At 70.2% G+C, this 17,108-nt stretch carries 17 protein-coding genes and 1 tRNA gene; 12 read left to right on the top strand and 6 right to left on the bottom strand.

Annotated features, from left to right (window positions below):
* Nucleotides 1-47: 47 nt before the first annotated feature.
* Entirely contained in the window at nucleotides 48-593 is a 546-nt protein-coding gene (locus tag ACQBAU_RS03745; RefSeq protein ID WP_434551255.1) for a hypothetical protein, read from the top strand.
* Here the strand turns inward: ACQBAU_RS03745 and ACQBAU_RS03740 are convergent.
* Nucleotides 514-813: a DUF3263 domain-containing protein gene (locus ACQBAU_RS03740; RefSeq protein ID WP_434551256.1), complete on the bottom strand. Its 300-nt coding sequence runs from the start codon at nucleotides 811-813 to the stop codon at nucleotides 514-516. The genes ACQBAU_RS03745 and ACQBAU_RS03740 overlap by 80 nt on opposite strands.
* Nucleotides 814-882: 69 nt before the next feature.
* Here ACQBAU_RS03740 and ACQBAU_RS03735 point away from each other — a divergent pair, with 69 nt between their 5' ends.
* The 3 genes from ACQBAU_RS03735 (at nucleotide 883) to ACQBAU_RS03725 (ending at nucleotide 3,199) form a co-directional block, all read left to right on the top strand.
* Complete coding sequence (locus tag ACQBAU_RS03735) at nucleotides 883-1,911, top strand: Gfo/Idh/MocA family protein (protein WP_465255147.1); 1,029 nt, start codon at nucleotides 883-885, stop codon at nucleotides 1,909-1,911.
* A complete protein-coding gene (gene manA / locus ACQBAU_RS03730; protein WP_465255148.1) occupies nucleotides 1,911-3,089 on the top strand; it encodes a mannose-6-phosphate isomerase, class I in 1,179 nt (392 codons plus the stop codon). Before ACQBAU_RS03735 ends, manA begins: the two co-directional genes overlap by 1 nt.
* A 37-nt stretch (nucleotides 3,090-3,126) precedes the next feature.
* Nucleotides 3,127-3,199, top strand: a tRNA-Thr gene (locus ACQBAU_RS03725).
* Between the two features lie 16 nt (nucleotides 3,200-3,215).
* Here ACQBAU_RS03725 and ACQBAU_RS03720 read toward each other — a convergent pair.
* Together ACQBAU_RS03720 and ACQBAU_RS03715 are read right to left on the bottom strand one after the other, a co-directional pair.
* Complete coding sequence (locus ACQBAU_RS03720; RefSeq protein ID WP_465255149.1) at nucleotides 3,216-3,770, bottom strand: hypothetical protein; 555 nt, start codon at nucleotides 3,768-3,770, stop codon at nucleotides 3,216-3,218.
* A 59-nt stretch (nucleotides 3,771-3,829) separates the two neighbouring features.
* Complete coding sequence (locus ACQBAU_RS03715) at nucleotides 3,830-4,594, bottom strand: DedA family protein (RefSeq protein ID WP_465255150.1); 765 nt, start codon at nucleotides 4,592-4,594, stop codon at nucleotides 3,830-3,832.
* A 120-nt stretch (nucleotides 4,595-4,714) separates the two neighbouring features.
* Here ACQBAU_RS03715 and ACQBAU_RS03710 point away from each other — a divergent pair, with 120 nt between their 5' ends.
* A complete protein-coding gene (locus ACQBAU_RS03710) occupies nucleotides 4,715-5,293 on the top strand; it encodes a hypothetical protein (protein WP_465255151.1) in 579 nt (192 codons plus the stop codon).
* Here ACQBAU_RS03710 and ACQBAU_RS03705 read toward each other — a convergent pair.
* Nucleotides 5,290-6,165, bottom strand: a complete 876-nt coding sequence (locus tag ACQBAU_RS03705; RefSeq protein ID WP_465255152.1) for an alpha/beta fold hydrolase — start codon at nucleotides 6,163-6,165, stop codon at nucleotides 5,290-5,292. The two genes, ACQBAU_RS03710 and ACQBAU_RS03705, sit on opposite strands and share 4 nt — an antisense overlap.
* Nucleotides 6,162-6,857, bottom strand: a complete 696-nt coding sequence (locus tag ACQBAU_RS03700) for a DUF899 domain-containing protein (protein WP_465255153.1) — start codon at nucleotides 6,855-6,857, stop codon at nucleotides 6,162-6,164. The genes ACQBAU_RS03705 and ACQBAU_RS03700 overlap by 4 nt, the downstream gene beginning before the upstream one ends.
* Nucleotides 6,858-6,931: 74 nt before the next feature.
* Between ACQBAU_RS03700 and ACQBAU_RS03695 the strand changes: the two genes are divergently transcribed.
* The 3 genes from ACQBAU_RS03695 to ACQBAU_RS03685 all read left to right on the top strand — a co-directional run bounded on the left by ACQBAU_RS03695 (nucleotide 6,932) and on the right by ACQBAU_RS03685 (nucleotide 9,907).
* Nucleotides 6,932-7,600 carry a TetR/AcrR family transcriptional regulator gene (locus ACQBAU_RS03695; protein WP_465255154.1) on the top strand — a complete coding sequence of 223 codons (669 nt, stop codon included), beginning with the start codon at nucleotides 6,932-6,934 and terminating at the stop codon, nucleotides 7,598-7,600.
* Entirely contained in the window at nucleotides 7,597-9,015 is a 1,419-nt protein-coding gene (locus ACQBAU_RS03690; protein WP_465255155.1) for an L-serine ammonia-lyase, read from the top strand. The genes ACQBAU_RS03695 and ACQBAU_RS03690 overlap by 4 nt, the downstream gene beginning before the upstream one ends.
* A 124-nt stretch (nucleotides 9,016-9,139) precedes the next feature.
* Nucleotides 9,140-9,907 carry an inositol monophosphatase family protein gene (locus ACQBAU_RS03685; protein ID WP_465255156.1) on the top strand — a complete coding sequence of 256 codons (768 nt, stop codon included), beginning with the start codon at nucleotides 9,140-9,142 and terminating at the stop codon, nucleotides 9,905-9,907.
* 27 nt (nucleotides 9,908-9,934) lie between these two features.
* Here the strand turns inward: ACQBAU_RS03685 and ACQBAU_RS03680 are convergent, their stop codons facing one another.
* The gene (locus ACQBAU_RS03680; protein WP_434550165.1) at nucleotides 9,935-11,512 is read right to left on the bottom strand and encodes an N-acyl-D-amino-acid deacylase family protein; all 1,578 of its coding nucleotides are present in this window, start codon (nucleotides 11,510-11,512) and stop codon (nucleotides 9,935-9,937) included.
* 131 nt (nucleotides 11,513-11,643) lie between these two features.
* On the opposite strand from ACQBAU_RS03680, the gene ACQBAU_RS03675 reads away from it, so the two are divergent.
* From ACQBAU_RS03675 to ACQBAU_RS03660, 4 genes are all read left to right on the top strand, one after another.
* The gene (locus tag ACQBAU_RS03675; RefSeq protein WP_465255157.1) at nucleotides 11,644-12,438 is read left to right on the top strand and encodes a transglutaminase-like domain-containing protein; all 795 of its coding nucleotides are present in this window, start codon (nucleotides 11,644-11,646) and stop codon (nucleotides 12,436-12,438) included.
* Between the two features lie 223 nt (nucleotides 12,439-12,661).
* Nucleotides 12,662-13,756, top strand: a complete 1,095-nt coding sequence (locus ACQBAU_RS03670) for an ABC transporter ATP-binding protein (protein WP_434550167.1) — start codon at nucleotides 12,662-12,664, stop codon at nucleotides 13,754-13,756.
* 141 nt (nucleotides 13,757-13,897) lie between these two features.
* Nucleotides 13,898-15,310 carry a DUF4032 domain-containing protein gene (locus ACQBAU_RS03665; RefSeq protein ID WP_434550168.1) on the top strand — a complete coding sequence of 471 codons (1,413 nt, stop codon included), beginning with the start codon at nucleotides 13,898-13,900 and terminating at the stop codon, nucleotides 15,308-15,310.
* A 90-nt stretch (nucleotides 15,311-15,400) separates the two neighbouring features.
* On the top strand, nucleotides 15,401-16,933 hold the full coding sequence (locus tag ACQBAU_RS03660) for an alkaline phosphatase D family protein (RefSeq protein WP_465255158.1): 1,533 nt from the start codon (nucleotides 15,401-15,403) through the stop codon (nucleotides 16,931-16,933).
* Nucleotides 16,934-17,108: the final 175 nt, after the last annotated feature.

The raw sequence follows: 17,108 nt of genomic DNA, 5'->3' as shown, positions 1-17,108 counted from the left end.
CACCGATCGCGGTGCCCCGGCGAGCCGCGGCGAAGGAGGGGGACGCGGTGCTTCCGGTTCATCGAGTACGACAGGTCGGCAACTGGGCCAACGTGTCGACCCCGCTCGGGCTGCTGATTGCCCGCGTCGGCGGGTGCACGGTTGCCCGTGGCCCCCGGGGCCTCCATCTGGCCGACGGCTACCGGCTGCGGTTCCCGTACGCCGGGGCGTTCGCGGTGGGCAACGTGCTGCTCAGCCGACAGGAGTGGTCCCACCACGAGCGGACTAACCCGAGCCTGCTGCAGCACGAGGAGGCCCACACGTGGCAGTGGGCGGCACTCGGGCCGCTCTTCCTGCCCGCCTACGCGGCGGCGATGGGCTGGTCGTGGCTGCGCACCGGGGATCGGGCGTCGGCGAACTGGTTCGAGATTCGTGCCGGGTTGGACGTGGGCGGTTACGTACGGCTACCGCTGCGGCCGCTGCGCGAGGGACTGGCCGATGCCGTACGCGTGGCGCGGGCCCAGTTGTCGCGCGTCAGCGGTCGGGATCGAAGCCGAGCCGACGGGCGGAACGGGCCCGCTGCCGGGTCTCGCGGAGCCGACGCAGTCGCTTGATCAGCAGCGGATCGTGGGCCAGGGCCTCTGGCCGGTCGATCAACGCGTTGAGGATCTGGTAGTAACGGGTGGCAGACATGTCGAAGTTGTCGCGGATGGCCTGCTCCTTGGCCCCGGGGAACTTCCACCACTGGCGTTCGAAGGCGATGATCTCGGCATCCCGGTCGGTCAGACCGACTGGTTCGCCGGATGCCCCTTGCGGCTGGATCGCTGATGCCATGGCCGTGAGTCTAGCTGCGAATGACACCAGTGTCATTCCTCCCGCCCAGCGCTGGTGTTGGATGGGGACATGGCTGACCGACCCGTTCGCTGGGGTGTCTCGAGCACCGGACACATCGCCGGTGTGGTGACCGAGGACCTCCAACTCCTGCCCGACATCGAGGTCGTCGCGGTGGCCTCCCGCAGCACCGACCGGGCGGCCGACTTCGCCCGCCACCACGAGATCCCCCGGTCGTACGGGAGCACCGCCGAACTCGTCGCCGACGACCAGGTCGACGTGGTGTACGTGGCGTCGCCGCACAGCGAGCACCCGGCCGTGGTCCGCGCCTGCCTGGAAGCCGGCAAGGCGGTGCTGTGCGAGAAGCCGCTCACCGTCACCGCCGCCGAGGCGACCGACCTGTTCGACCTGGCCGAGCGTCAGGGAACCTTCCTGATGGAGGCGATGTGGGCCCGAACCAACCCGCTGATCCGCCGGGCGGTTGACCTGGTGGCCGACGGGGCGATCGGCGAGGTGCGACACGTCCAGGCCGCCCTCGGCTTCCACAGCGATGCCGACGACGACCACCGCCTGCTGAACCCCGACCTGGCCGGCGGCGCCATCCTCGACATGGGCATCTACCCCGTACACATGGCGCACCTGTTCCTCGGCGAACCCGACCGCGTGATGGCGGTCGGCACCCGTCACCTGCGGACCGGGGTCGACGTGGAGTCGACCGCCGTCCTCGTCCATGATCAACACGGGCATGATCAACACGGGCCGGTGACCGCATCGGTGCACACCTCGCTGTTGGGCAACCCGGCCAACCGGCTCGAGGTGGTCGGCACCGCCGGTCGGATCGTCACCGACGGATTCCTTGCCTGCCAGGAGCTTCGGCTCGAACGCACCGACGCCGACCCGGAGGTGTTCACCCTCGACCTCCCCGGCCACGGCTACACCTTCCAGGCCCAGGACGTGCTGGACAGCCTGGCCGCCGGCCGGACCGAGTCCGCCCTGGTGCCGCGATCGGCCACGGTCGAGTGCCTGCGTACCCTCGAAGCCTGGCTCGCCGCCCTGCCCGACGCGGCGACCGAACCGACCGACACAGATGAGGACTCCTGATGGTGCAGCGACTGACCGGCACCGTCCAGAACTATGCCTGGGGTTCGACGACCGCGATCCCGCGGCTACGCGGAGTCGCTCCCGACGGCTTGCCGCAGGCTGAGGTGTGGTGGGGCGCCCACCCCAAGGCACCGTCCCACCTCGACGCCGACGGGCGTACGCTGGCCGACCTGGTGGCCGACGATCCCACCGCCGTCGGCACGGAAGCCGCAGAACGGTTCGGCGCGACCCTGCCGTACCTGCTGAAGGTCCTGGCCGCCGAGCAACCGCTGAGCCTGCAGGCCCACCCCTCCCGCGCGGAGGCCGAGGCCGGCTTCGCTCGCGAGGAGGCAGCCGGCGCGTCGCGTGACGCCCCGGACCGCAACTACCGTGACGACTGGCCGAAGCCCGAGACGCTGGTCGCCGTCGTCCCGACCGAGGTGTTGTACGGCTTCGCCGACCCGACCGTGTCGGCCCGACGGCTGGCCCGACTGCAGGTGCCGTCCCTGACCGAGTTGCTCGGCCCGCTGACCGAACCGGGGGGCGCCGACGGCATCGCCACGGTCTTCCTCGGGCTGTGCCGGCTGACCGAGGAAGACCGTGCCGTCGTCGACGAGGTGGTCGCCGCGGCCCGCGCCGGCCGCGACGACGCCGACGACGACCATCGCGAACTGTGCCGTACGGCGCTGGCCCTGGCCGAGCACCACCCCGGCGACCCGGGCGTGATCGCCGGCCTGCTGATGAACCACCTGACCCTGGCGCCCGGTGAGGCCATCCACGTACCGGCCGGGCTGATGCACGCCTACGTGCGCGGTGGCGGGGTGGAGATCATGGCCAACTCCGACAACGTGCTGCGGGGCGGCCTGACCGGCAAGCACGTCGACGTCGACGAACTCGGTCGGGTGGTCGACTTCTCCCCCAGCGCCTCGGTCCCGGTCACCGTCACCGAGGAGGCCACCGGGGTGTTCCGCTACGGCGGCGACACCCCCGAGTACCGCCTGTGGCGACTGGAGGTCGCCGGGGCTCCGATCCGGCTCCCCGGGGACGGCACCGGCCGGATCGTGCTCGTGATCAGCGGGACGGTCACCGTCGACGGCGTCGAGGTGCCGCCCGTCGAGGCCGTCTGGGTGTCGGCGGCCGAGTCCGCCGAGGTGGCCGGGACGGGGCAGGTCTTCGTCGCCGGACCCGGCGTCGGCTGACCCGGTACCATTTCCGGTGCGCCCCTCACCCGGGCACGCCCCTATAGCTCAGTTGGTAGAGCAGCTGTCTTGTAAACAGCAGGTCGCGGGTTCGAATCCTGTTGGGGGCTCACGAGCCTGATCCGCCTAGCCGAGGCCGACGATCACGTCCTTGCCGGGCGCCACCGGCCGCAGCACCGCCAGGACCCGCGCCGGCCCGACCAGCCGATGGGAGGTCAGTGGCTCGTCCCACGCGCGTGGGTCTGCCTGCAACCGGTCGGCCGCGGCGCCGACGACGGGCTCGAGCAGACTACGCAGCCGATCCACGGAGTCTGCTTCGAGCGAGCCGTGGTAGCCCCATTCGTCCGGCCGGATGTCGAGCGGCGGCCCCTCGAACAGATCGATGACCAGTTTCCCTGCCGCTTCGCTGATCCCACCCACCTGGTCGAGCAGTGTCTCGTACTCGTGCCAGTCAAGTTTGTCGATCGGGGAGAACGGGTCCTCCCAGTGCGTGCGGTGGACCGCAATGTCGAGGATCCGCACGTCTTCGTCGACGTAGCCGAACATCTCGGCCGCCTCGTCGGGCTCCAGGCCGCGGAGAGCGCAGTACTCGTCGGTCGGAAACGGACCGGAGCGGATCCGGTCGACCTCGGCGCGGAGGCCTTCCAGCGAACCCTGCTCCAGGCTGTACAGGTACGACACGTCATCTCCAACCGTTGGGGTCCGCCGATAATCATGGTAGGGCGGTCGAGGGTCCCGACTCAGCTGTCGGCTGCGGCCTTCGCCTTGCGTTGTGACCGGACGATGCTGACGACCACGATGCCCACGATGATGGCGATCGAGAGGTACCAGGCGTAGCGGCCGTAGATCTCCAGGAAGTCGACCGCCGGCTGCCCGACCCAGAACCCGAGTGCCATGTAGCCGGCCCGGGTGATCAACGCGAACACGATGTCGAGGATGAGGAACTTGCGCAGCGAGGTCCCCGAGATGCCCAGCGCGCCGTAGATGATGGCGGCCGGGATCGGCACCAGTGGGATGTAGGTGGCCGCCAGCGCCAACGTCTCGTACCGGTGCGTCAGCTTCTGCGCCCGGGCCGCGTTCCGCTTGGCCCGCTCCGACCGCCCCTGCAGCAGGTAGTCGATCAGGCCCTGCCCCCAGAGTCGGCCCGCCCACCAGTAGATCCAGTCGAACTTGATGATGCTGAGGGTGCCGACGAGGAGTCCGAACACCCACCAGAAGCCGCCGTCGACCGCGGCGTAGGCGCCGATGGTCGCCATCGCGATCGACGACCCGGAGATCGCCGCCAGCACGTACGGGTTCAGCGCCAGCAGGACCGGGCGCAGCGGCATCATCGCCAGCGCGTAGATCCCCATGCCCATGATCGCGAACAGGCAGCCGATGTCGGCCTTCGACGGCTTGCGGCCGCGCCACGGCATCCGTGGGTCGGCCCACCACTCCTGTTCGTCGCCCGACTCGTCGGTCTCCGGCTCGTGGTCGGCAGCCTCCTCGGGCTCGGTACGTGTCACCCCGCGAGGGTACCTGTCCACCGGTCGGGATCCGGTGCCAAGCAACTCACCGAACAGCGGGTTCCCCGTCGCGGGCCTATCCTTGAGCAGTCAGCTTCGCTCCGACCAGTTGGAGACCTCGTGAGCCAACCGCCGCAACACCCGACCTCGGGCCCCGAGTTCGGGTACCAGCCGTCGGCCGGGCGGTACTCACCACCGGACGAGTTCAGTCACCCCGACTACCCGAACCCGCAGCAGACCCCGACCCCGCCGCCCCCGGTACAGGCCCAGCCTCAGCATCCGCCGTACGCTCAACCCGCCCCGGCGCCGTACGCCCAGTCGATGCCGATGCCGGTGGCGTACGCACAGCCACCGCAGAAGGAATCACGCAGCCCGGCGCTCGGGATCGTGGCACTGTTCCTGGTGCTGGTCGCCTGCGTGATCGGCGGCGTCCTGACCTCGCGCACCATCGACCTGATCTACGCGATCTCCTCGATGTCCTCCGGCACGCCCGGCTACCGCGCGGTCGAGAGCGAACTCACGACGCACCTCCTCCTGCAGATCCTGCCGGCATCGCTGGGTCTGATCAGCTTCGTCCTCGGCATCATCGCCGCGTCGACCCGACGCGGCGCTGCGGCCGGGGTCTTCGCGATCATCATCTCGGTACTCGCGCCCGGGGCGATCTTCCTCGCCTTCGCGTTCGGCCTGCAGAACCTCTAACCCGCGGTCACGCTGCTGGCGAGCACCTCCCGGAGCCGGGCGCCGAAAGCGACCGGGTCGCCGCCCATCCCATGCTCGTTCGGGGGCAGGAACCCGTCGTGGCCGGCCGGGAACCAGGTCGGCTCGAGCCCGAGCAACTCGGCCTGGGCCAGTGCCGACCGGCCGGGCAGCGTGTCCCGCGACTGCTCCCCGACCCCGATCACGATCCGCGTGTCGGCATCGCGCAGGGCTGCCGGGTTCGGCTCCCAGAAGGTGCACGGGCGGAACTGTCCCAGCAGCGGATCGGTGCGATCACCGTCGTCGGTGGTCGGCAGACCGAACATGGCCGGATCGGGTGTCGGAGCGCTCACGTCGGCCTCGGTGATCGGGCCCTCGTGCATCACGAGCTGCAGGAACCTCGCCATGCCGGCTCCGAGGCCATCGGCGTCGTAGGCGTCGAGGATGCGCCGCCACGCGGCCGTGGCCTGCTCGCGGTCCGGCAGCACCGAAAGGATGGGTCCCTCGTGTGCCACCAGGGTGCGGATGGGGCCGCCCGCCTCGACCCAGGCGAGGCAGTTGACCGCCGCCCCGCTGGTGGCGAAGGCGTCGACCTCGGCGAGGCCCAGCTCGGTCGCCACCAGGTGCAGGTCGGCCGCGTGTTCCTCGGGGGTGACCACCGTCGACGGATCGTCACGACGGCTCCGATCGGTGCCGCGGAAGTCGAGGGTGATCACCGGCCGGTCCCCCAGTTCGGCGACCAGCGGTCCGAAGAAGGACGCCTGCATCGGGGAACCCAGCACCAGCAGCGGTACCGCGCTCGTCGGGTCTCCGTGCAGGTCGTAGGTGAGCACCGCACCGTCGACGGCCAGGGTCTTCGTGTGTGCTTCGGTCATGCCGACACCCCCTGCGGCCCGTACGCGGCGGCGACGTCCTCGGAGCCTGGCCACTTGCTGTACGTCGACGTCTTCGGCCAACCCGGCGGTGAGTCCTGCCACTCCTCCTGGCGGCCGTACGGCAGCAGGTCGACCAGGGCGAAGGTGTGGGTGAGCTGCTCGGTGCCGCGGCCGTCGGTGTGCCAGGTGCGGTGGACCGTGTCACCGTCGCGCAGGAACACGTTCACCGCGAACCCTTCGCCCGGCCCCGCCCCCATGTCGGCCCCGAACGGGCTGTCGGCGGTGGAGTACCAGTCCATCTTGTTGCCGACCTTTTCCTTGTAGGCAAGGGCTTCGCCGATCGGCCCCTGGGTGACGACGACGAACCGCGCGTCGTATGGCGCCAGGAACTCGAGCCGGGTGAACTGGGCGGTGAAGCTGGTGCAGCCACCGCACTGCCACTCCGCGTCGGGGAACCACATGTGGTGGTAGGTGATCAATTGGTTCTTGTCGCCGAACAGGTCGACCAGAGGGACGGGGCCGTCCGGCCCGGTGAGGGTGTAGTCGGGCAGCGCCACCATCGGCAGTCGTCGGCGCTGTGCCGCGATCGCGTCGAGTTCGCGGGTGGCCGCCTTCTCCCGTGCCCGCAGTGCGTCGAGTTCGCGCCGCCAGGTGGCCTCGTCGACCACCGGTGGCAGGGCTTGGTCCGTCATGGGAACCTCCAATGTTCACAGCGTCAACTTTGGTATGTTGACAGCGTACACATGCGAGTCCGAGGGAGGCAAGGGTGACCGGACGACCGGCGGGGACGGGCACCCGTTCGAGCTACCACCACGGCGACCTGCGCGCCGCCCTGGTCGACGCCGCGCTGGAGCTCACCCGCACCGGCGGCCCCGCCGCCCTGACCTTGCGGGAGGCGACCCGGCGGGTCGGGGTCTCGCCCAACGCCGCCTATCGCCACTTCGGTGACCGCGATGCCCTGGTGGGTGCTGTGGCAGCCGTGATCGGGCAGAGGATGGCGCGACGGATGCAACCGCGCGGCAGCGTCACCGCCGGCACCGACCCGGCGGCAGTCGCGGTCGGTCGGCTGCACGCGGTCGGACTGGGCTACATTCGCTTCGCCCTCGATGAACCCGGCTGGTTCAGCACGGCCTTCTTCGGCACCGAGCACGACCCTGCCCAGGCTCCGACCGTCGCCGCCGCCAGCAGCGGCCCGAAGCCCTACCAACTGCTGGTCGAGGCACTGGACCGGCTGGTCGAGGTCGGCGTCCTGTCCCCCGAACGACGGGCCGACGCCGAGTGGCCCTGCTTCGCCGCGGTCCACGGGTTCGCCGAGTTGGCCCTGCACGGCCCGCTCCGCAGGCACAGTCGCGCCGACCTCAACCGGCTCGCAGTCCGTACGGTCACCGATGCGGTCACCGGAGTGCTCGGCGAGCAGGCACACTGGGACGCGTGAGCGTCAGTGTTTTCGACCTGTTCAAGATCGGTATCGGGCCGTCCAGTTCCCACACCGTCGGGCCGATGCGGGCTGCCCGCCGGTTCGCCGGCGAGCTGACCGCCGACGACGCCATGGCCCGCGTCACCCGCGTCCACGCCGAACTGTTCGGTTCACTCGGGGCGACCGGGCACGGCCACGGCTCGGTCGGCGCGGTGCTGGGTGGCCTCGAGGGTGAGGACCCCGAGACCGTCGACACCACGGCCAGCCCGGCGCGGACCGCCGAGATCCGCGAGACCAAGCGGCTCCGCCTCGACGGCCGCCACGAGATCGACTTCGACGTCGACGAGGACCTGGTGCTGCACCGCCGGCGCTCGCTGCCGTTCCATCCCAACGGGATGACGTTCACCGCGTACGCCGCGGACGACGTGCTCGTCGAGCGGACCTACTACTCCATCGGCGGCGGCTTCGTGCTGGACGACGACGGTTCGGGCCACCCGGTGCTGCAGCCGGACCCGACGCCGGTGCCGTTCCCGTTCCGGACCGGGACCGAGTTGCTGATCCACTGCGCCAACACCGGGCTGTCGATCAGCGAGATCGCGCTGGCCAACGAGTCGGCCCGCCGTCCGGAGGCCGACGTCCGGGCCGGGCTGTTGCGGATCTGGCGGGTGATGGTCGAGTGCGTCGAGAACGGCTGCACCACCACCGGCGTCCTGCCGGGCGGGCTCAAGGTGCGCCGCCGGGCCCCCGAGCTGCACCAGCGGGTGCTCGACGAGGTCGGGCCGTTCGGCAGCGGGACCGCCACCCAGAACAGCGGCGACGTCATCGACCGGATCGATCCGCTCGCCGCGATGGACTGGGTGACCCTGTGGGCGCTGGCGGTCAACGAGGAGAACGCCTCGGGCGGCCGCGTCGTCACCGCACCCACCAACGGGGCCGCCGGCATCATTCCGGCCGTGCTCCACTACGCGGTCCGGTTCGTCCCGGGAATGGGCGACGACGACATCATCCGGTTCCTGCTGGTGGCGGCCTCACTGGGCTCGATCTACCAGCAGACCGCCTCCATCTCCGGTGCCGAGGTCGGCTGTCAGGGTGAGGTCGGGACCGCCTGCTCGATGGCGGCCGGCGCTCTCGCCGAGATCCTGGGCGGCACCCCCGAACAGGTCGAGAACGCCGCCGAGATCGGCATGGAGCACCACCTCGGCCTCACCTGCGACCCGGTCGGCGGACTGGTCCAGATCCCTTGCATCGAACGGAACGCGGTGGCCTCGGTGAAGGCGATCACCGCCGCCCGGCTCGCCCTGCACGGTGACGGTGCCCACACCGTCAGCCTTGACAAGGTGATCAAGACGATGATGGAGACCGGGGCCGACATGAAGACCAAGTACAAGGAGACCGCCCGGGGCGGGCTGGCGGTCAACATCGTCGAGTGCTGAGCCGGATTCCACTGGATCCCAGGGTTGTGCGCCATGTCCCTGGCGGGCCGTTGAGGCCAGTGGGATCGGTACCGGCACGCGGAGTGCCGACACTGCGCCGAGCGCCATGTGATGGACTGCGACGGTGAACGACGACGACCTCGCCCTGGCCTTCGAACTCGCGGCGGATGCCGCCACCATCTCGCTGAGCTGGTCGGGCGGTGACGTCCCGACCACGATCAAGGAGGACGGTTCGCCGGTCTCCGAGGGAGACCTCGAGGTCGACCGCGTGCTGTCCGACATCCTGGCCGAGGAGCGCCCCGACGACGGCGTACTCAGCGAGGAGTACCCCGAGCGCACCGGCACGAGCGGTCGCCGCTGGGTCATCGACCCGATCGACGGCACCCGTCAGTTCATCTCCGGCAAGCCGGGGTGGGGCAACCACATCGCGCTCGAGGTCGACGGTGCGGTGATGCTCGGCATCATCACCCGCCCGGAGGACGACGAGCTGTTCTGGGCCGTCCGCGGCGAGGGCGCCTACCGGTGCGGACTGGACGCACCCCAGGACCGGAGCCGACCGCTCCGACTGAGCAGCACCGCCGACCTGGCGGCGGCCACCGTGGGGGGCTACCAGTCCACCCCCGACGACCACATCGATCTCCTGACCGGTCGTACGACCTGGGCGGGCCGCCGCGCCTCGCCGATCACCGACTACCTGACCGGCGAGCTGGACGCACTGGTGCTGTCCGGCGGCAAGGTGTGGGACTACGCACCGCTCGCGATCCTCGCCCGAGAGGCCGGCGGCGACGTCCGCAGCCGCGACGGCGGCCGCGCCCTCGACCAGGAGTGGATCCTGTGCAGCAACGGTCCACTGCTGCAGCCCCTGTCGCAGGTGATGCGGATCGCCGGCTGAACGGTCGCCCGGACGCGCGGCAACGGGTCAGCTGTGCAGCAGCACCCGGCCGGCGAGGGTGTCGACCTGCTGGTCGGCCGTCACGGCCCACTCACCGTTCACCATCACGTGTGACACCCCCACCGGTGCCTGCCGTGGCTCGGTGAAGGTCGCCCGATCGGCAACGGCGGCCGGGTCGAACAGCACCAGATCGGCCATCCTCCCCTCGGCGACCACGCCCCGGTCGGTCATGCCGAGCCGGTCGGCCACGCCACCGCTCATCTTGTGCACCGCGGTCGGCAGGTCCAGCACGCCGAGGTCACGGACGTAGCGGCCCAGCACCCGGGCGGCGGCCCCGTACGCCCGGGGGTGCGGTTCCCTGTCCAACTCGTACGGCAGCGCCGACCCGTCCGAGCCGACCAGGGACGAGGGGTGTGCCAGGAAGGCCTGCATGTCCTGCTCGGTCCGGTAGAACAGCACCACCTGGACGCGGTTGCCGCCGAGTCGGCACAGGTCGAGCATCACCTGGGTCGGTTCGGTCCCGGTCGCCTCGGCGGCCTCGACCATCGACATCCCCGGCGCCAACCCGAGCAGCCCGTCGGTCCGCGACAGCACGACCCGGTCCCACAGCCACGGCACCGACTTGCCCCACCCCTGCCGGGCGTCGGCCAGCGCCCGGGCCGCCGTGGCCGGGTCGGCCAGCCGGCCCCGCATCGCCTCGATGCCACCCTCCTGCAGCCAGTCGGGCAGGTACTGGGTGAGCGCGGACGACGACGCGTCGTACGGGTAGACGTCGAAGGCGATGTCGACCCCGGCCGCCACCTCGGCGTCGAAGATGTCGAGCAGGTCCTGGCCGCTGCCCCACTGGTCGGGGTGGTTGATCGCCAGGTGGCTGAACTGGGCGGCCGCGCCGGAGTCGCGGGCGACCCGGGCGGTCTCGGCGATGGCGTTCGCCCCGCCGCCGCGGGCGTGGGTGGCGTACAGCCGGTCGTACTGCCCCAGCACGCGGCACAGCGCGACCAGCTCATCGGGGTCCCCGTACGAGGAGGGGGTGTAGGTGAGGCCGGTCGACATCCCCCAGGCACCCTGCTCGACCAACGTGGTGAGCAGCGCCGCCATCTCGGTCAGGCCCTCGGCGGTCCGGACCTGCTCGACGCCGTGGACGGCCAACCGCAACTGGCCGTGACCGACCAGCGGTGCCACGTTGAGTGCGACCCCGCGACCGGTGACGGCGGCCGCGTAGCCGGTCAGGTCGTGCCAGTCGGGCTCGATCGGGTCGTCCCCGATGCCGGCCAGCAGGTCGAGGTGGTCGGTGAGCCGGTCGGGGTTGAACGGGAACGGCGAGAAGCCACAGTTGCCGACGACCTCGGTGGTGACCCCCTGGCGGACCTTGCTCTGCGCCCGCGGGTCGTGCAGCACGCTCACGTCGGAGTGGGTGTGGATGTCGATGAACCCGGGCGTCAGGACCAGTCCGGTCGCGTCGAGCACGGGCTCCCCGCCGGCGTGTGGGGCCGTTCCGGGACTGGCCACCGCGGTGATCCGGTCACCACCCACCCGGACGTCCGCGGGACGGGCCGGGGCACCGGTCCCGTCGACGAGCTGCGCCCCGGTGATCCACAACTCCATGGTCGTCTGCTCCTGTCGAACGGTCCGCGGACGACTCCCGCGGCGTGACAGTCATGGTGGCACGCCGGGACCGACTGGTGGCACGCGGTCCACGACGCCCACCCGGCCGCGCACCCCGTACCCTCTGCACCATGAGCCGTGACGTGAGCGCCACCTTCGAGGCTTCCCTCTCGGGGCGCTGCAACATCATCTGGTCGGTCGCGACCGCGGTCGGCGTCCCGGTCGGCGACGAACAACTCGAGATCCTGGTGGACGATCGGCCGGTCGAGTTCACCGAGATGGTCGACCGGCACGGCAGCCGACTCCACCAGCTGGTGGCCGACGGCAGTCGGATCGAACTGCGCTACCGGGCATCCGGGATCGGGACGGCCGAGCTCGCCCCGGTCGACCCCACCGACCTGATCACCTACCTGCGGCCCAGTCGATACTGCGAGTCGGACCGGCTCGGCCCGACGGCATGGAACGACTTCGCCGGCCTGTCCGGCGGCGCCCTGCTCGACGCCGTCTCCGACCGGGTGCACGAGAAGCTGAGCTACGTCGCCGGCTCCAGCAAGGGCACCGACGGGGCGGTGGACACGCTGCTCAACCGCAAGGGCGTGTGTCGCGACTTCAGTCACCTGACGATCGCCCTGCTGCGGGCGATGAACGTGCCGGCCCGACTGGTCTCCTGCTACGCCCCCGGGCTCAGCCCGATGGAGTTCCACGCCGTGGTCGAGGCCTACGTCGACGACAACTGGGTACTGGTCGACTCGACCCGCAAGGCTCCCCGGGCCAGCTTGGTCCGCATCGCCACCGGCCGCGACGCCGCCGACACCGCGTTCATCACCAACCACTGGGCGAGACTCGACCTGGAACGGTTCACCGTGACCGCGGTCGCCGACGAACTGCCCCACGACGAGCACCGGGAACGCATCCGGATGCGCTGAGACCTGCGGTGGTACCGAATCGTCACCCGATCGGTACCACCGAATCCCGGCCGCGGTCGTCCGAGCCGGCCGGTTGTGGTTAGACTCCGTTCATCCACGGGACGTTGTCGACTCGACGGCGGCCTGAGGCCACCCGCTGCGTGCGGGGGTCGGACGCTGCCACCAGCTTCCGATTCCACTACGGATCGTCGGGCACGTACCTGCCCGTGGAAAGGAATGTGGCATGGCCACCGTCAGTTTCAACCAGTCCACCCGGGTCTACCCGGGCTCGGAGAAGCCGGCCGTCGACAAGCTCGACCTGCAGATCGGCGACGGCGAGTTCATGGTGCTCGTCGGCCCGTCCGGCTGTGGCAAGTCGACCTCGCTGCGCATGCTCGCCGGCCTCGAGGAGGTCAACTCCGGCACCATCCAGATCGGTGACCGGGACGTGACCCACCTGCCGCCGAAGGATCGCGACATCGCGATGGTGTTCCAGAACTACGCGCTCTACCCGCACATGAGCGTCGCCGACAACATGGGCTTCGCCCTGAAGATGGCGAACGTGCCGAAGGCCGAGCGTCAGGCCCGCGTGATGGAGGCCGCCAAGCTGCTCGGCCTGGAGGACTTCCTGGCCCGCAAGCCGAAGGCCCTCTCCGGTGGTCAGCGCCAGCGTGTTGCCATGGGTCGCGCCATCGTCCGGCAGCCGCAGGTGTTCTTGATGGACGAGCCGCTGTCGAACCTCGACGCCAAGCTGCGCGTCTCCACCCGTACCCAGATCGCGGCCCTGCAGTCGCGGCTGGGTGTCACCACCGTCTACGTGACCCACGACCAGATCGAGGCCATGACGATGGGTGACCGCGTGGCGGTCATGAAGGACGGCGTGCTGCAGCAGGTCGACAGCCCGTTGGCGCTGTACGACACCCCGGCCAACGTGTTCGTGGCCGGCTTCATCGGCTCGCCCGCGATGAACCTGATCAAGGGCAAGGTTAGCGAGGGCGGCGTCCAGGTCGGCGACTTCACCGTCCCGGTGAAGCGCGAGGTGCTGTCCAAGGCCGCCGGCGAGGAGACCCTCACCATCGGCATCCGCCCGGAGAACTTCACCCTCTCCGACGGTGACGGCATCGGCCTCGACGTGGCCGTGGTCGAGGAGCTCGGCGCCGACGCCTACCTGTACGGCACCCTGGCCGGCCTCGAGGACAACGAGAAGCTCATCGCGCAGCAGATCGTCGCCCGCATCTCCTCGCGGCGTCCGCCGCAGCGTGGCGCCACCGTTCGCATCGGGGTGGACCCGGACAACGTGCACGTGTTCTCCGACGAGTCGGGCGACCGCCTCAGCTGATGACACCGTCCGGACCACGAAGCGTGGTCCGGACACCCGGACAGGGGTTCCACCTCATGGTGGGACCCCTGTCCGTCTTCGCAGCACCGACCGTTCATCGTTTCCCGGCAGATCCACTGCCCAGCAGGAGAGAATGGGGCCATGCCACGCTTCGTGTCCGCACGTCCCGACGTCGGGCTGATCACGCTGCCCTGGAACCTGCCGCTGGAGGCTTGGCCGCGGGACAACCTCGTCGCACTCCCCCGCGGCATCTCGCGGCACGTGGTGCGGTTCATCCGGGTCGGCCGCAGTGTGTACGCGGCCAAGGAAGTGATCGAGCACCTGGCCGTGCACGAGTACCGACTGCTGCACGACCTGCACCGCCTCGACACCCCGTCGGTGGAGGCGGTCGGCGTGGTCACCGAGCGGTACGACGACGAGGGCCGACCGCTGGACCCGGTGCTGTTGACCCGGCACCTGCAGTACTCGCTGCCGTACAGGTCACTGTTCACCCGGGGCATCCGGCAGGACACCGTCAACCGGCTGGTCGACGCGATGGTGGTGCTGCTGGCCCGACTGCACCTGATCGGCTTCCTGTGGGGGGACGTGTCGCTGTCGAACACCTTGTTCCGTAGGGATGCCGGCGCCTTCGCCGCCTACCTGGTCGACGCCGAGACCGGGGAACTCCATGATCAACTCACCACCGGGCAACGGGAACACGACCTGACCATCGCGCGGACGAACCTGTTCGGGGAGTTCTCCGACCTGGAGGCCGGGGGCCTGCTCGACGCGGCCCTCGACCCGCTGGCGCTGGTCGAGTCGATCGAAGCGCGGTACCGCGAGCTGTGGGGTGAGTTGACCGGGGTGGAAGAGTTCGACGGTTCCGAGATGCACCGCATCGACTCCCGGATCCGCCGGCTGAACGCCCTCGGCTTCGACGTCGCCGAGCTCGACATCACCACCGACATCGGCGGATCGAGCATCCGGATCCAGCCGAAGGTGGTCGACGCCGGCCACCATTCGCGCCGGCTGATCCGGTTGACCGGACTGGACACCGAGGAGAACCAGGCCCGCCGACTGCTGAACGACCTGGACGCGTTCCGGGCGCGGACCGACCAGCAGGGCGCCGACGAGGCCATCGTGGCGCACCAGTGGCTGACTGAGGTGTTCGAGCCGGTCATCAATGCGATCCCGGACGCACTGCGCGGCCGGTTGGAACCGGCCGAGGTGTTCCACGAGGTGTTGGAGAGCCGCTGGTTCGCCTCGGAGAACGCGGGTCGGGAGATCTCGATGGCACAGGCCACCGACGACTACCTGCAACAGGTGCTCGCACGCCGCCCCGACGAAGGGTTGGACGGTGAGCCGGGACTGGCGATGGTGGCCGAACCGGTCGACCCGAACGCCGACCCGACCCTCGACCCGATCGACGCCCCGTGGGGCGGCAACGCCGAACCCGACGACGAGGAGCCGCCGTACGACCCGTGGGAGGCCGACGCCGACGCGGTGGACGAGTCCGAAGCCCGCCACTTCGACATCGACGCCCTGCGGGCCAGGTCGAAGCCGCCCACGAACTGAGCGAACCGCAACGACTGATCGGCCAACTGGTCACCGGTGCGACCGCCGGCGTTTTCCCGAGGTTCACGGTCACGTGGTTGGCTGAGACCCATGATCAATCGTCGCCGCCTGTTCACCACCACCGCCGCCGGAGCCGCCGGGGTGGGCGCGCTCGCCACGGCCGGGCAGCCGGCCCGGCCGGCCGCTGCCCGCGAGCGGTTGACCGCCGAGCCCTTCACCCTGGGGGTCGCCTCGGGGGATGCGACGCCGACGGCGGTCGTGCTGTGGACCCGGTTGGCCCCACTGCCCCTGCAGCCGGAGGCCGACTTCGGGATGGCCGGCTTCGGCGCGGTCGACGTCGAGTACCGGGTGGCCGAGTCCGAGGCCGCGCTGGCCGACCCGGCCTCCTGTCTGCGGGTCGGCACGACACCGGCCAAGCGCAACACCGGCTTCTCGGTCCACCTCGACGTCACCGAGCTGGCGCCGGACAGCGAGTACTGGTACCAGTTCGGGGTCGACGGTTTCCGCAGCCGGGTCGGTCGCACCCGGACCGCCCCGGCCCCGGGTACGCGCCGCGACTTCACCTTCGCGCTGGTCAACTGCCAGAGCCTCGCCGGCGGCAACCTGTCCGGCGGCCGCCCGAACCCGATGTACTTCAACGGGTACGGTCACCTCGCCCGCCGCGACGACATCGACTTCGTGGTCCACCTGGGCGACTACATCTACGAGTTCGGTCGGGCGGCCCACGTCCCGCCGCGGCCGGTGCAGACGCTCGACGAGTACCGGACCCGGTACGCGCAGTACAAGCTGCGGTCATCCCTGGCCGATGTGCACGCCCGGTTCGGGTGGTACGCGATCCCCGACGACCACGAGTTCTGGAACGACTTCCGGGGCGGGGCCCTGCCGCAACGCAACGTCGAGCGCTTCAACCACGCCGCCGAGGCGTACTGGGAGCACATGCCCTTCCGCAACCCGCGGCCCGGCGACCTGGAGGCGACGACCCCCAACCAGATCGACCTGCACCGCACCATCCGATGGGGCAGCCTGCTGGACCTGTTCCTGGGCGACACCCGGCAGTACCGCAGCGCGACCACCATGCTCGGGACCGCACAGCAGGCCCAGCTGATCGACTGGATCGGCGACTCCGACGCCACCTGGACCGCGATCGGCGTCGGGCAGCCGGTCACCGGTTTCGGTGGCGCCAGCGGATGGGTGGCGGCCGACCATGCCGAGCTCACCGCAGCCCTGGCGGCTCGCAAGCAGCGGGCCCCCGAGGCGTTCAACCCGGTGATCCTGTCCGGCGACGCACACTGCGGGATCGTCACCCACACCCGACTGCACGGCGACAAGCAGTCGCCGTTCGTCGCCACCGAGTTCGTCAATGCGCCGATGAGCAGTGGTGGCCGGGGGCAGTGGCGCCCGGCGATGGACCCGCGGGCGCTGCGCAAGGCGTACAACAAGGGTGCCGCCGGCGGCTGGCAGAACTACAACGGCTACACCAGCCACAGCCTGTCGGCCGACGGTTGGTTGACCGACTACGTCCTGGGCGACCAGGTGTCGCGCCCCGACGGGGCGGTCACCTCCGCGGGACGCTGGCTGCTGCCGGCCGGTCACCCGGTCGGTTCCGTCCAGGCCCGAGGCTGAGCATCGACATCGGTCGATCAAATGCATCACGCCTCTATTGCGTAAATTGGCAGTGTCGAAGTCACCAAGATTGGTCACGACCTGTTCACGTGGATGACCATTCAGGTGGCACTGGATTTTCCTTGCGGCCGATTGATTCAGGGGTGGACATCACCGATCTCTTGGAGGAGAAAAA

This window comes from Carbonicoccus niuqiaonis (genome assembly GCF_050157065.1).
Classification (GTDB): Bacteria; Actinomycetota; Actinomycetes; order Propionibacteriales; family Propionibacteriaceae; genus Avipropionibacterium.
This window is presented reverse-complemented; position numbering and strand designations above follow the sequence as displayed.

What these genes read in the sequence shown, in the direction of transcription:
- ACQBAU_RS03740 (WP_434551256.1), bottom strand. Translation starts at nt 813, where the DNA reads ATGGCATCAGCGATCCAGCCGCAAGGGGCATCCGGCGAACCAGTCGGT.
- ACQBAU_RS03735 (WP_465255147.1), top strand. Translation starts at nt 883, where the DNA reads ATGGCTGACCGACCCGTTCGCTGGGGTGTCTCGAGCACCGGACACATC.
- manA (WP_465255148.1), top strand. Translation starts at nt 1,911, where the DNA reads ATGGTGCAGCGACTGACCGGCACCGTCCAGAACTATGCCTGGGGTTCG.
- ACQBAU_RS03705 (WP_465255152.1), bottom strand. Translation starts at nt 6,165, where the DNA reads ATGACCGAAGCACACACGAAGACCCTGGCCGTCGACGGTGCGGTGCTC.
- ACQBAU_RS03700 (WP_465255153.1), bottom strand. Translation starts at nt 6,857, where the DNA reads ATGACGGACCAAGCCCTGCCACCGGTGGTCGACGAGGCCACCTGGCGG.
- ACQBAU_RS03680 (WP_434550165.1), bottom strand. Translation starts at nt 11,512, where the DNA reads ATGGAGTTGTGGATCACCGGGGCGCAGCTCGTCGACGGGACCGGTGCC.
- ACQBAU_RS03675 (WP_465255157.1), top strand. Translation starts at nt 11,644, where the DNA reads ATGAGCCGTGACGTGAGCGCCACCTTCGAGGCTTCCCTCTCGGGGCGC.
- ACQBAU_RS03670 (WP_434550167.1), top strand. Translation starts at nt 12,662, where the DNA reads ATGGCCACCGTCAGTTTCAACCAGTCCACCCGGGTCTACCCGGGCTCG.
- ACQBAU_RS03665 (WP_434550168.1), top strand. Translation starts at nt 13,898, where the DNA reads ATGCCACGCTTCGTGTCCGCACGTCCCGACGTCGGGCTGATCACGCTG.
- ACQBAU_RS03660 (WP_465255158.1), top strand. Translation starts at nt 15,401, where the DNA reads ATGATCAATCGTCGCCGCCTGTTCACCACCACCGCCGCCGGAGCCGCC.